The sequence below is a fragment of the Hominifimenecus sp. rT4P-3 genome, from assembly GCF_051055405.1.
Taxonomy (GTDB): domain Bacteria; phylum Bacillota; class Clostridia; order Lachnospirales; family Lachnospiraceae; genus Pseudolachnospira.
This window is the reverse complement of the sequence record NZ_CP167068.1, coordinates 268,400-281,395: the sequence shown is the minus strand read 5'-3', so window position 1 is coordinate 281,395 and position 12,996 is coordinate 268,400. Positions and strand designations below refer to the sequence as shown.

Annotated in this window: 9 protein-coding genes, 1 riboswitch and 1 other annotated feature; of the genes, 2 read left to right on the top strand and 7 right to left on the bottom strand. The window is 49.3% G+C overall.

The window, feature by feature from the left end:
* Window positions 1-138: 138 nt before the first annotated feature.
* Together ACCC71_RS01295 and ACCC71_RS01290 are read left to right on the top strand one after the other, a co-directional pair.
* Entirely contained in the window at window positions 139-816 is a 678-nt protein-coding gene (locus ACCC71_RS01295; protein ID WP_434310648.1) for a response regulator transcription factor, read from the top strand.
* Window positions 813-2,171: a sensor histidine kinase gene (locus tag ACCC71_RS01290; RefSeq protein WP_434310647.1), complete on the top strand. Its 1,359-nt coding sequence runs from the start codon at window positions 813-815 to the stop codon at window positions 2,169-2,171. The genes ACCC71_RS01295 and ACCC71_RS01290 overlap by 4 nt, the downstream gene beginning before the upstream one ends.
* Window positions 2,172-2,374: 203 nt before the next feature.
* Here ACCC71_RS01290 and tuf read toward each other — a convergent pair whose 3' ends face one another.
* The 7 genes from tuf to gap form a co-directional block, all read right to left on the bottom strand.
* Window positions 2,375-3,568 (bottom strand): elongation factor Tu, encoded by a 1,194-nt coding sequence (gene tuf / locus ACCC71_RS01285; protein ID WP_434310646.1) that lies wholly within the window; start codon window positions 3,566-3,568, stop codon window positions 2,375-2,377.
* Window positions 3,569-3,682: 114 nt separating this feature from the next.
* A complete protein-coding gene (fusA, locus tag ACCC71_RS01280) occupies window positions 3,683-5,800 on the bottom strand; it encodes an elongation factor G (RefSeq protein WP_434310645.1) in 2,118 nt (705 codons plus the stop codon).
* 21 nt (window positions 5,801-5,821) lie between these two features.
* On the bottom strand, window positions 5,822-6,292 hold the full coding sequence (gene rpsG, locus ACCC71_RS01275; RefSeq protein ID WP_434310644.1) for a 30S ribosomal protein S7: 471 nt from the start codon (window positions 6,290-6,292) through the stop codon (window positions 5,822-5,824).
* 142 nt (window positions 6,293-6,434) lie between these two features.
* The gene (gene rpsL / locus ACCC71_RS01270; protein ID WP_244799267.1) at window positions 6,435-6,848 is read right to left on the bottom strand and encodes a 30S ribosomal protein S12; all 414 of its coding nucleotides are present in this window, start codon (window positions 6,846-6,848) and stop codon (window positions 6,435-6,437) included.
* Window positions 6,849-7,018: 170 nt separating this feature from the next.
* A complete protein-coding gene (locus ACCC71_RS01265) occupies window positions 7,019-9,013 on the bottom strand; it encodes a 2-isopropylmalate synthase (protein ID WP_434311788.1) in 1,995 nt (664 codons plus the stop codon).
* A 103-nt stretch (window positions 9,014-9,116) separates the two neighbouring features.
* Window positions 9,117-9,371: a binding site (T-box leader), on the bottom strand.
* An 82-nt stretch (window positions 9,372-9,453) separates the two neighbouring features.
* Window positions 9,454-11,193: an ammonium transporter gene (locus ACCC71_RS01260; RefSeq protein ID WP_434310643.1), complete on the bottom strand. Its 1,740-nt coding sequence runs from the start codon at window positions 11,191-11,193 to the stop codon at window positions 9,454-9,456.
* A 204-nt stretch (window positions 11,194-11,397) separates the two neighbouring features.
* Window positions 11,398-12,420, bottom strand: coding sequence for a type I glyceraldehyde-3-phosphate dehydrogenase (gene gap / locus ACCC71_RS01255; RefSeq protein ID WP_434310642.1), 1,023 nt, complete (start codon window positions 12,418-12,420; stop codon window positions 11,398-11,400).
* 384 nt (window positions 12,421-12,804) lie between these two features.
* Window positions 12,805-12,984, top strand: a riboswitch (cobalamin riboswitch).
* Window positions 12,985-12,996: the final 12 nt, after the last annotated feature.

The following is a 12,996-nucleotide window of genomic DNA, read 5'->3' as shown; positions in this document are numbered from 1 at the left end:
CTTGTTGAAGGTATGTTTATACTAACAGAGAAAGATGAAAGGAAGATGAAGAATTTTCACTTTTTATTTTTCCCCTTTTTTAAAAGAAAAAATGTGGTATGATGAAAAGGAATTTATCAGGATTGCGGGGTAACTTTTATGCGACTCTTATATGTAGAAGATGAAGATTCTCTGCGCACATTAACGCGGCAGCGATTAGAAGAAGCCGGTTATACCATTGATTGCTGCGCGGACGGAGCCGAAGCGCTGGATTTCTTAGCGGTCACAGAATACGACGCTATCATTTTAGATATCATGCTTCCTAAAGTGGACGGCCTGTCCGTACTGCGGCAGATACGGCGGGAAGGGAATCATACGCCCGTCCTTCTCTTAACCGCAAAGGGGTCCGTTTCCGACCGTGTAGACGGTCTGGACAGCGGCGCGGACGACTACCTGATCAAGCCATTTTCCTTTGAAGAGTTAAGCGCCCGCATTCGGGTTATGCTGCGCCGAGCCGCCGGTTCCCCTGGCTCCAACCTGCTGACGCTGGCAGATCTGACTTTGGATCTAAACACTCGAAAAGTGATGCGGGCAGGAAAAGAAATTGCTTTAACCACCAAAGAATATGCCGTCCTGGAATATCTGTTGGTAAACAAAAACATTGTGCTCACCCGCGAAAAAATCGAGCAGCACATCTGGAACTATGAATATGAAGGCGGCAGCAATGTGATCGATGTTTATATCCGCTGTCTGCGCAAAAAGCTGGATACCGGTTATCCCAAGAAACTAATCCATACCATCCGGGGAACCGGTTATGTTATCAGGGAGGAAGAATGAAAAACTGGTCTATCAAAACCCGTGTATCCCTATTTTACTGCATGTTTCTCCTTGGAATTGCCGCTTTGATGGTACTTTTTTTGTTTCTGACCACCGATTCCGCTGCTCAGAATATTTCCGAAAGTACATTGCAGAAAGCAGTAAAGGAAGCGGCCAATGGGATCTCTTACTATGAAGACCACATAGAAATCGACCCAGATTTTGATTTCTACGCCAAGGGCTCCAACATCCTGCTCTATGGCCCAAAAGGCACTCCTCTGGCAGGAAATGCTCCCTCCGGTTTTCCCGCCCAAGTGCCGCTGGTAAGCGATAGCTATCAGTCTGTAAAAAATGGGGAAGATTCCTGGCTGGTCTACGATTTGCTGATCCATCATCCGGATGCTTCCAGCTTATGGATTCGTGGCGTCTATCCCATGGATAACACCGCCGCAGCTCTCCATTTTCTGCACCGAGTCGGCCTGATTGCTCTCCCTATCCTGGTACTGACTGCTATGGTTGGCGGATGGCTTGTAACCAAAAGGGCCTTTGCTCCACTGGAAAAAATCCGCCGGGCCGCTGCTGAAATCAGCGCAGGGGACGATCTTTCCTTACGCATCGAACTGGGCCAAACAAAAGATGAGCTCTATGATCTGTCCGTCACACTCAACCAAATGATCGAACGTCTCCAAAAAGCCTTTGAGAATGAACGCCAATTTTCTTCCGATGTATCCCACGAACTTCGAACGCCAATCACGGTGATTCTCTCCCAATGTGACTATGCTCTGGAAAAAGGGCATACGCCAGAGGAATATCAAAAAACTCTGGAAAGTATTCAAATTCAAGGGAAACGCATGTCCGCCCTATGCGCTCAGCTGCTGGAACTCTCCCAGAACTTCCACGCTGCAAATTCTCTCCAAAAGGAAGAGGTCAATCTCTCCCTCCTATGTGAAAGTATCTGCGAAGAAATGAGCACAGCCGCGGGGAAAAAGCAAATCCAACTGGAATCCCATATTCAGGAGAATCTGATCGCCCAGGTAGACGAAATTCAGTGGATGCGACTAATGATCAACCTCATCTCCAACGCCATCCGGTATGGAAAGGAACATGGAACCATCCAGGTCTTCCTGGAAGATTCCTCCGCGTCAGAAATCCTTCTAAAGGTCCAGGACGACGGCCCTGGGATTCCCGAAGAACAGCAGGATAAGATTTTCACCCGCTTTTACCGGGCGGATAACCGCCAAAATCCCGGCTCCGAGGGAAGCTTTGGCTTAGGCCTTTCCTATGTCAAATGGATTGCAGAAGCCCATGGCGGCTCTGTAACCCTCGACAGCAAACCAGGCGCCGGCAGCACGTTTACCGTCCGCCTCCCACGCTAAACCGCCCCCGTAGAGCGCTTTATTTTTAAAATTGAGTTTAGGCGTCAAAAGGCCCCATGTTAAAACCTATCAAAATATTTTGACAGGTTTTAACATGAGGCTTGTTGACATAGGAAACCTTATTAGAAAAATAAATAGGGAAGAGTGCAAGCACTCTTCCCTATATTTATTTCCTTATTTGCATGGCTCTCGCCAAGGCACAATTACTCGATGATGGAAGCAACAGTGCCGGCGCCTACGGTACGGCCACCCTCACGGATAGCGAAACGCAGACCCTGCTCCATAGCAACTTTGTGGATCAGCTCAACGGTCATCTGAACATTGTCGCCAGGCATGCACATCTCAACGCCTTCCGGCAGCTCGCAAACACCGGTAACGTCGGTGGTTCTGAAGTAGAACTGCGGTCTGTAGTTGTTGAAGAAAGGAGTATGACGGCCACCCTCGTCTTTGGACAGAACGTAAACCTGGCAAGTAAACTTGCAATGAGGAGTGATGGTGCCGGGTTTCGCCAGAACCTGTCCTCTCTCGATCTCAGTTCTCTGAACGCCACGAAGCAGAGCGCCAATGTTATCGCCAGCCTGGCCTTCGTCCAGCAGCTTGTGGAACATCTCAACACCAGTGCAGACAACCTTACGGCTCTCATCCTTTACGCCAACGATTTCTACTTCGTCAGATACGTGGATGATACCTCTCTCTACACGGCCGGTAGCAACCGTACCACGGCCAGTGATGGAGAATACGTCCTCAACAGGCATCAGGAAAGGCTTGTCGGTGTCGCGCTCCGGATCCGGAATATACTCGTCGATGGTGTGCATCAGCTCGATGATCTTGTCGCCCCACTCGCTCTCCGGATTCTCCAGAGCCTTCAGAGCGGAACCCTGGATGATCGGGGTGTCGTCGCCCGGGAACTCGTACTCGTTCAGCAGCTCACGGATCTCCATGTCAACCAGCTCCAGCAGTTCCTCGTCCTCTACCATATCGCACTTGTTCATGAAAACAACTACGTAAGGAACGCCTACCTGACGAGCCAACAGGATGTGCTCACGAGTCTGAGCCATAACACCATCCGTAGCAGCAACAACCAGGATCGCGCCGTCCATCTGAGCAGCACCAGTGATCATGTTCTTTACATAGTCAGCATGGCCAGGGCAGTCAACGTGAGCATAGTGACGCTTCTCGGTCTCATACTCTACGTGAGCGGTAGAAATCGTGATTCCACGCTCTCTCTCTTCCGGAGCCTTATCGATCATATCGAAAGCTACGGCTTCGCCGGTTCCCAGTCTCTTGTTCAGAGTGTAGGTGATCGCAGCAGTCAGAGTCGTTTTACCATGGTCTACGTGGCCAATGGTACCAATGTTACAATGGGGCTTCGTTCTTTCAAATTTAGCTTTAGCCATTTTAGAATGTCCTCCTTGATTTTCGCCCACCTTTGGGCAATCATTAATTTTCGGTTACAAATCAGGCTGTACAATATTATATTGCATAAGCCCTATTTTTTCAAGCTATTTTTATTACTTTTGCCGGTTGGAGATAATTTTCTCCTGCACGGACTTGGGCGCCGGCTCGTACTTATCAAAGAACATGGAATAAGCTCCGCGTCCCTGCGTTTTGGAACGAAGGTCTGTCGCATAGCCAAACATCTCAGCCAACGGCACATAGCCACGAATCATCTTGGATCCGTTCAAATCTTCCATTCCTTCAATTCGGCCGCGGCGGCTGTTCACGTCGCCGATTACATCGCCCATATATTCTTCCGGTGTGGTTACTTCCACTCTCATGATCGGCTCTAAGATTACGCATCCGGCTTTGTGCATCGCATCCTTAAATGCCATGGAACCAGCGATCTTAAATGCCATTTCACTGGAGTCTACCTCATGGTAGGAACCGTCGTATACCGTAGCCTTTACGCCCAGTACCGGGAATCCTGCCAGAATACCAGCCTTAGCTGCTTCCTCGATACCTGCGCCGACCGCCGGGATATACTCCTTCGGAATTGCGCCGCCGACAACCTCGGAGACGAATTCAAAGGTCTTCTCACCGTTGGCATCCATCGGCTCAAAGCGAACTTTACAATGACCATACTGGCCACGTCCACCGGACTGCTTCGCATATTTGCTGTCCACTTCCACGCTCTTGGTGAAGCCTTCCTTGTAAGCTACCTGAGGAGCGCCTACATTGGCCTCTACCTTAAACTCGCGCAGCAGACGGTCTACGATAATCTCCAGATGCAGCTCGCCCATGCCAGCGATAACCGTCTGGCCGGTTTCCTTGTTGGTGGAAACGCGGAAGGTCGGATCTTCCTCGGCAAGTTTCGCCAGAGCTTCGCCCATCTTGTCCTGACCAGCTTTTGTCTTGGGCTCGATGGCGATATCGATAACCGGCTCCGGGAATACCATAGACTCCAGGATAACCGGATGCTGCTCGTCGCAGAGCGTGTCGCCGGTGGTGGTGATCTTCAGACCTACCGCAGCAGCGATATCTCCGGAATATACTTTATCCAGCTCCTGTCTCTTATTCGCGTGCATCTGCAGGATACGTCCAACTCTTTCCTTTTTGCCCTTGGTGGCGTTCAGGATATAAGAACCGGAATTCATCGTACCAGAGTATACACGGAAGAAAGCCAGTTTTCCAACAAACGGGTCGGCCATGATCTTAAATGCCAGAGCGGAGAAGGGCTCGTCATCCGAAGAATGACGCTCTACTTCATTTCCATCCATGTCAACGCCCTTGATATCCGGGATATCAACAGGGGACGGCATAAACTCAATGACCGCATCCAGAAGCTTCTGTACGCCCTTGTTCCGGTAAGCGGAACCACAGCAAACCGGGATCGCCGTACACTCGCAGGTAGCCTTTCTCAAAGCCTTCTTCAGCTCTTCGACGGAAGGCTCTTCCCCTTCCAGATACTGCATCATCAGATCGTCGTCCAACTCGCAGATCTTTTCCACCAGCTCCGTGCGGTACAATTCCGCGTCGTCCTTCATGTCATCCGGAATCTCGGTGATGGTGATGTCCTCACCCTTGTCATCATTATAGTAATACGCTTGCATCTCGAACAGATCGATGATTCCCTTGAATTCATCTTCCTTTCCAATCGGAAGCTGCAGGCAAATGGCGTTTTTACCTAAGCGGTTGCGGATCTGATCCACAGCGCCGTAGAAATTCGCGCCCAGAATGTCCATCTTATTGATGAAAGCCATACGGGGAACGTTATAGGTGTCGGCCTGACGCCATACGTTTTCGGACTGGGGTTCCACACCGCCTTTGGCACAGAACACGCCAACAGCACCGTCTAGTACACGCAGGGAACGCTCTACCTCAACGGTAAAGTCTACGTGTCCAGGAGTGTCGATGATATTGATGCGGTGTTCCAGGGCGCCGGGAGCCGGTTTGTGTTCCTTCTCCAGGGTCCAGTGACAGGTGGTAGCAGCCGAAGTGATCGTAATACCACGCTCCTGCTCCTGCTCCATCCAGTCCATGGTCGCAGTGCCTTCGTGAGTATCGCCGATCTTGTAGTTTACACCAGTATAATACAGAATACGCTCGGTCAACGTGGTTTTTCCCGCATCGATATGAGCCATGATTCCGATATTCCTGGTTCTCTCTAACGGATATTCTCTTCCAGCCACAGGTTTTCCTCCTAATCCTAATTAAAAACGATAATGAGCAAACGCCTTGTTGGCTTCTGCCATCTTGTGCATGTCTTCTTTTCTCTTTACGGATGCGCCCGTGTTATTGGCAGCGTCCATAAGTTCATTGGCAAGACGGTCTTCCATGGTCTTTTCGCCTCTCTTACGAGAAAACATGGTCAGCCATCTCAGAGCCAACGCCTGGCGTCTCTCGGGTTTTACCTCGATCGGTACCTGGTAGGTAGCTCCGCCGATACGTTTTGCTTTTACTTCCAGAACAGGCATGATATTGTTCATCGCCTCTTCAAATACTTCCAGAGCAGGCTTTCCGGCCTTCTCTTCGACCTGGGCAAAAGCGCCGTATACGATTTTCTGAGCAACGCCTTTCTTGCCGTCCAGCATGATATTGTTAATCAGCTTTGTCACAATCTTATTATTGTAAAGCGGATCGGCTAACACGTCTCTTTTTTGGGTATGTCCTTTACGCGGCACGTTACTTCCCTCCTTAAATATTTTCCCATTTGCATGGGTCGTTTAATTCATCGGTACTCACACCTATCCGTGTGTTCGTGCAGGACACTGTCTATGGGTAAGTATGCCTACACGTACAGTTAGAGTGTTACGCGACTAGACCTTATTTCTTCGGTCTCTTGGCGCCGTATTTGGAACGAGCCTGTTTACGGTTTGCCACGCCTGCGGTATCCAATGTTCCACGAACGATGTGGTAACGGGTACCAGGCAGGTCTTTCACTCTGCCGCCTCTAACGAGAACGACGCTATGCTCCTGAAGGTTGTGGCCTTCGCCCGGAATATAGCTTGTCACTTCAATGCCGTTAGAAAGACGTACTCTGGCGATTTTTCTCAGAGCGGAATTCGGCTTCTTCGGGGTCGTCGTCTTCACAGCCGTGCAAACGCCTCTCTTCTGAGGAGCGGACTCATTCGTCGCTCTCTTGTGCAGGGAGTTATATCCTCTCTGCAGAGCCGGTGCTGTGGATTTCTTCTCCGATGTCTGTCTGCCTTTTCTCACCAACTGATTAAATGTGGGCATACGTTTCACCTCCTGTAGATTTCTTGGGATTTCTTTTCCCTTGCGCACAAAAAGAATACGCTTCGATTTGCGCGCTTTTTCATTATATCATAAGGATTTTAGAAGTCAAGGACTTCTTTCTTTCACAGATGTTTCTGTTTCTTCTATAATTATTATAAATGACCTCAGGGTCAAAAAGGCTTTCGATTTCTATACTCCAACGGCGTCCTTCCATATCGCTTTTTAAACTGACGGGTAAAATGCTCCACACTGGGATACCCCACCTTTTCCGCTACCTGTTCCACAGAAATTGACTCTCCGCAAAGAAGCGTACAAGCATGCTGCATCCGAATGCCGGTTACTATATCGCAAAAGGTTTTTCCAGACTTTTCTTTAATATACTTAGACAAATACGGCATAGAAAGATAAAACTTATGCGAGAGTTCCTCCAAGGTTACCGTCTGATAATTGGAATGGATATAGGTTAAAATTTCCCGGAGACGCTCGTCGGTTTCCTGACTGTTTTCCGCATGGAACAGACAATGGTTGACCGCCACCACCAAAGCGTGAATCGACGCATGGACAATATCCTCGTCAATACCGACGCCCCAGTCCATCTTTCCATTGCGGCAAACGCCAATATAAGCCACTGCTTTCGACGAAGAGCCTCTTGTCAGCGCATGTTCTTCGTAGACCGCCAGCTCATAGCTGATCTGAAAATGCTGTTTGATTGCATTGCTGACCGCGTCGATTCGTCCGTTTCCTGAGGCAGTTACCGCCGTCTCTTTTCCCGCTGACCGGATCATAAGTTCCGCTGTGATTCCGTCCATTTTCCTAAAATGGCAATCTGGGATAGAAAAAAGCTCCTGGTATTGTAGATATCTGCTCTCAAAGATACGGTAAATCCAATCTGGAGAAAGCTCCTTATGTTCCTGGTCGGAGACATTTTTCACCGCATATCCCACTTCTTCCCGCATCTTTTCCGGAAGAATCAGGCCGTAGTGATTTTTTAGGACATAGCTGACGCCGCCTTTGCCCGACTGACTGTTGATCCGGATCACATCCGAGTCATACGTTCTTCCCACATCCTTCGGGTCGATGGGAAGATAGGGCACATCCCAATAAGCCTTTTTCCCCTCCGCCTGGCATGCCAGTCCTTTGGCGATCGCATCCTGGTGGGAACCGGAAAAGGCGGTAAAGACCAAATCCCCCGCATAAGGCTGGCGCGGAGAAACCTTCATATTCGTCAGCCTTTCGTAGACTGCCGCAATATGTTTCATATCACTGAAATCCAACTCCGGATCTACCCCGTGGGAAAATAAATTCATTCCTATATTGACGATATCCACATTTCCGGTCCGCTCTCCATTGCCAAAAAGCGTTCCTTCCACCCGGTCCGCCCCTGCAAGAATTCCCACTTCCGCCGTGGCTACACCACAGCCCCGGTCATTATGCGGATGAATGGAAAGCACAACCGCCTCGCGGTGGCGCAGATTTTTATGCATGTATTCCAGTTGGCTGCCAAACACATGGGGAAGCGCATTCTCTACGGTAGTCGGAATGTTGATAATCGCCTTTTTTTCTTCCGTTGGCTGCCAAACCTCAAGAACCGCATTGCATACTTCCAGCGCATAGTCCACCTCTGTGCCGGAAAAGCTCTCCGGCGAATACTCAAAAGAAAAATTCCCTTCGGTCTCCTCTGCCAAACGCTTTAACATCGCCGCGCCGTCGACAGCCAATTGCTTGACCTCTTCCCGGCTTTTGCGGAATACCTGCTCCCGCTGAGCAACCGACGTAGAATTGTACAGATGGACAATGGCATGCTTCGCTCCCTTTAAAGCATCAAAGGTTTTTTTGATAATATGTTCCCTGGCTTGGGTCAGCACCTGGATCGTGACGCCGTCCGGAATCTTATCCTGCTCAATCAAGGTGCGTACAAACTGATACTCGGTATCGGAGGCGGCTGGAAATCCTACCTCAATCTCCTGAAAGCCAAGCTCCACCAGCAATTGAAAATATTCCATCTTTTCATCTAGGCTCATCGGTTCAATTAAGGCCTGGTTTCCATCCCGCAGGTCTACGCTGCACCAGATCGGCGCTTTTTCAATTTCCGTCTTTTTCACCCAGTCGTAGGTCATAACTGGGGGAAGAAAATAAGGGGGACAATATTTTTGTGGGTTCATGATCATACCTCCATAAGGGGAATTTTCTATAAATGTTTCGGTGGCAAAATGGGGGCGGAATTTCCTATGAAACAAAAAAACTTCCGTCTCTACAGCCAACTTTTGCTGTAGAGACGGAAGATCCTTTCCGCGGTACCACTCTACTTCATGTCATTGCATGCGCTCTGGGATACTTGAGCAAGCTCGTCATATCCTGTCCCGATAACGGAGGACTGCCGTCAAAACCTACTGGGAAGATCACATCTTCCTTTCCGTTTGCAGCTCCAAGGCCAGTTCACCGCATCGCTCGTACTGCCTCGCATCAACCGGCAGCTTTCTGAAATCCACTTTTGCGGCTACTCTTCCTCTTCATGGCTTTTTCGAAGCATACTATAACATACCCGTTTCTATTTTTCCAGTAATAAATTTAATCACTTTTCTTGATCTATTTTAATCATTCTTGTTTACTCTGTTTCAGTTTCATCCTGAAGAGCGTCATATCCTTCCTCGCCGGTCCGAATCTTTACCACATTCTCCACATCATAGACGAAAATTTTTCCATCGCCGACATGGCCTGTATAAAGAACCTTTTTCGCCGTATCGATTACCGTGCGGACAGGAACCTTCGCAACCACGATTTCCACCTGCATTTTCGGAAGCAGATGAGGCTCTACGGCAACGCCGCGGTAATAACCGGCGCTTCCTTTCTGGATACCGCAGCCCAAAACATTGGTCACGGTCATGCCTGTCACTCCGATGGCAGCCATCGCGTTTTTCAGTTCTTCAAACTTCGCAGCATTGGCTACGATGTCGATCTTCGTCAGCTTCTTTCCAGCGCCTGTATCTCCGCTCTCCGGTATCGTCCCCTCGACCGGAACGGCTGTTTCTACCGGTACGGTGCCCGTCTCCTCCAGAGGAGTTTCCGCCATAACAGTCGAAGCCGTGCTGGGCATAAAGTCCGCATAAGAACTGCTGATGCCATGCTCCGTAGCATCCAGACCGCGGATTTCTTCCTCCGCACTGGCCCGCAGTCCAATGGTATGCTTGATTGCCAGGAACACCACTGTCATCACGATTATCACATAGGCCGCCACGACGACCACGCCGAGAACTTCCGTACCGAAGAACTTCCATCCGCCGCCATAGAAGAGGCCGAGAGGATTTCCTGCCTCATCCACCAAATATTTGGCGAACAGCCCGGTCAGCATCGTGCCAGTCGCGCCGCACAGCCCATGGACGCCGATGGCACCTACCGGATCGTCAATTTTTAGCACATGATCCACAAACTCAATTCCAAAGACCACTACAAAGGAAGCAATCAGGCCGATGAAAAACGCGCCGATCGGGTCTACGGCGTCACAGCCCGCCGTGATGGCAACCAGACCTGCCAGAGAGCCGTTCAAGGTCATGGAGATATCCGGCTTGCCATAGCGCACCCAGGTAATAATCATCGTCGCCACCGTGGCGGTAGCAGCCGCCAGGTTGGTCGTAACAAAAATATTTCCAGCAGAGTAGATCGTCTCCGCGCCGGTCATGCTGACCGTGGAACAACCGTTGAATCCAAACCAACAGAACCAAAGAATGAATACTCCCAGAGCCCCCAAAGTCAAGCTATGGCCAAGGATTGCTTTCGGTTTTCCATTTTTGTCGTACTTCCCGATTCGGGGACCTAAAATCTTTGCTCCCACCAGAGCCGCCATACCACCTACCATATGCACGGCTGTGGAACCGGCAAAATCATGAAATCCCATCTGAGCCAGCCAGCCGCCGCCCCAAATCCAGTGTCCAGAGATGGGATAAACCACCAGGCTGATAATCGCACTGTAGATACAATAGGAAAGGAATTTCGTCCGCTCCGCCATCGCGCCGGAGACAATCGTCGCCGCCGTAGCGCAGAAAACCGTCTGAAAGATCAGAAAAGCCGGAAGCGGCACGCCGTCTGGCAAAACTGCGCTGTAATCTCCAAGTACCAAGGGATCCAGTCCGCCAACGAGGGCCCCTGTGCCGCCAAACATCAAGCCAAACCCCACCAACCAGTACAGGGGAGTTCCAATGGCAAAGTCCATCAGGTTTTTCATAATGATATTCCCGGCATTTTTTGCTCTTGTAAAGCCGGTCTCCACCATCGCAAACCCTGCCTGCATGAAAAATACCAATGCCGCGCCTACCAAAACCCACATTGTGTTTACTGCTGAAAATTCCATATGCAATACCTCCTACTCACATTTGTTCCTGTCTCCAGGCAATGTACATTTTCGGCCAACCGGAGCAGAAGGGAAAAGGCGCTATGAGAAATCTCTCACAGCGCCTTTGCTAAATATGGTGCTTATTATAAAAGTGTTTTTATCGTCTGTCAACTACTTTTTCCCTAGTTCTTAATATGGAAAATATATTTTAAAAATTTGTTTTTACTGCAAATTTGCCATATATCTCAGCGTGCGAACCAGCTGACTGGTATAGCTCATCTCATTGTCGTACCAGGAGACGATTCTTACCTCGTAGATCTTCGTTCCGCACCTCTGAGCAAGAGTCTGGGTAGCGTCAAACAAGGAACCATAAGACATGCCAATGATATCGCTGGATACCAGCTCTTCTTCCGTATAACCAAAGGATTCATTGGCAGCGGCTTTCATGGCGGCATTGATTCCCTCCACGCTTACGCTCTCCGTATCATCCTTTAAGGTTGCGTCCAAAATCGTGATGGAACCGGACGCTACCGGTACACGCTGGGCAGATCCGATCAGCTTGCCCGCCAGCTCCGGAATTACCAGACCGATCGCTTTCGCCGCGCCGGTACTATTGGGTACAATATTGACAGCGCCAGCTCTTGCCCGACGGAAATCTCCTTTGCGGTGAGGTCCGTCCAGAATCATCTGGTCGCCCGTATACGCGTGGATCGTGGTCATAAAGCCGGTACGCAGCTCCCGGTACTGATTCAATGCCTTGGCCATCGGAGCCAGACAGTTGGTCGTGCAGCTGGCGCCGGACACGATCAAATCATCCTTGGTCAAAGTCTCATGGTTTACTCCATACACAATCGTGGGAAGATCATTTCCAGCCGGCGCGGAGATCAGCACCTTCTTTGCGCCTGCGTCCAGATGAGCCTGAGATTTTGCCTTGGAAGCAAAGAAACCAGTACACTCCAGAACAATATCCACATCCAGCTCTTTCCAGGGAAGTTCCGCCGGATTGGGCTTTGCAAAAATCGGGATCTTCACACCGTCAACGGTGATGGAAGCTTCATCATTGCTCACCTGATGCTCTCTGGCATAGCACCCCTGCACACTGTCATATTTCAACAGATAACCCAGCATCTCCGGCTTTGTCAAATCATTGATCGCCACCACCTCGAAATCCGGATCGGCAAAAACCTTACGGAACGCCAAACGGCCAATACGGCCAAAACCATTAATTGCAACACGAATACTCATTTTTATTTCCTCCTTCCATCTACTACCAGAAAATCTGCTCTGCCCTGACCACATATACGTTTTCAACGAAAGAGATGTCTAGTAGAAATGCAATATTGTCTTCTTTATTTATATGTATTATACCCAAAAAAATTTTTCCATGCAAGTTCCCTTCTATACCAAGGTTAAAAAGGGCAAGATAGAACCATTTTCTTTGTATTTTCCAATGTATTCATCTATAAAAGTACTTTTTTAAAGTGGTTTCATAAACTTTTTCTTTTCCCTTCTCTTTGCCTGAATCCATTGGCATAAAGATCTCACGCCGGAATAGAAAATCCATAGGGCAGAATTTATTTTCAGAATTCCTATTGCCTTTTTCTATACTTCACATTATAATAATGATGTTTCATATTGCACGTTATAAGTGTCCGTTTTAGACGGGTGAAAAGGGAATCCGGTGAAAATCCGGAACTGTCTCGCAGCTGTAAGCGGGGAGCGCCTCTCAAATACCACTGAGCGATCGGGAAGGGGAGAGCCGCGCATGGATCCGCAAGTCAGAAGACCTGCTTATAATAAGATTTATCGACGACCCACTCA

Coding starts and splice junctions, on each gene's coding strand:
- gap (WP_434310642.1), bottom strand. CDS start 12,420: ATGAGTATTCGTGTTGCAATTAATGGTTTTGGCCGTATTGGCCGTTTG.
- rpsL (WP_244799267.1), bottom strand. CDS start 6,848: ATGCCCACATTTAATCAGTTGGTGAGAAAAGGCAGACAGACATCGGAG.
- ACCC71_RS01295 (WP_434310648.1), top strand. CDS start 139: ATGCGACTCTTATATGTAGAAGATGAAGATTCTCTGCGCACATTAACG.
- tuf (WP_434310646.1), bottom strand. CDS start 3,568: ATGGCTAAAGCTAAATTTGAAAGAACGAAGCCCCATTGTAACATTGGT.
- ACCC71_RS01290 (WP_434310647.1), top strand. CDS start 813: ATGAAAAACTGGTCTATCAAAACCCGTGTATCCCTATTTTACTGCATG.
- ACCC71_RS01260 (WP_434310643.1), bottom strand. CDS start 11,193: ATGGAATTTTCAGCAGTAAACACAATGTGGGTTTTGGTAGGCGCGGCA.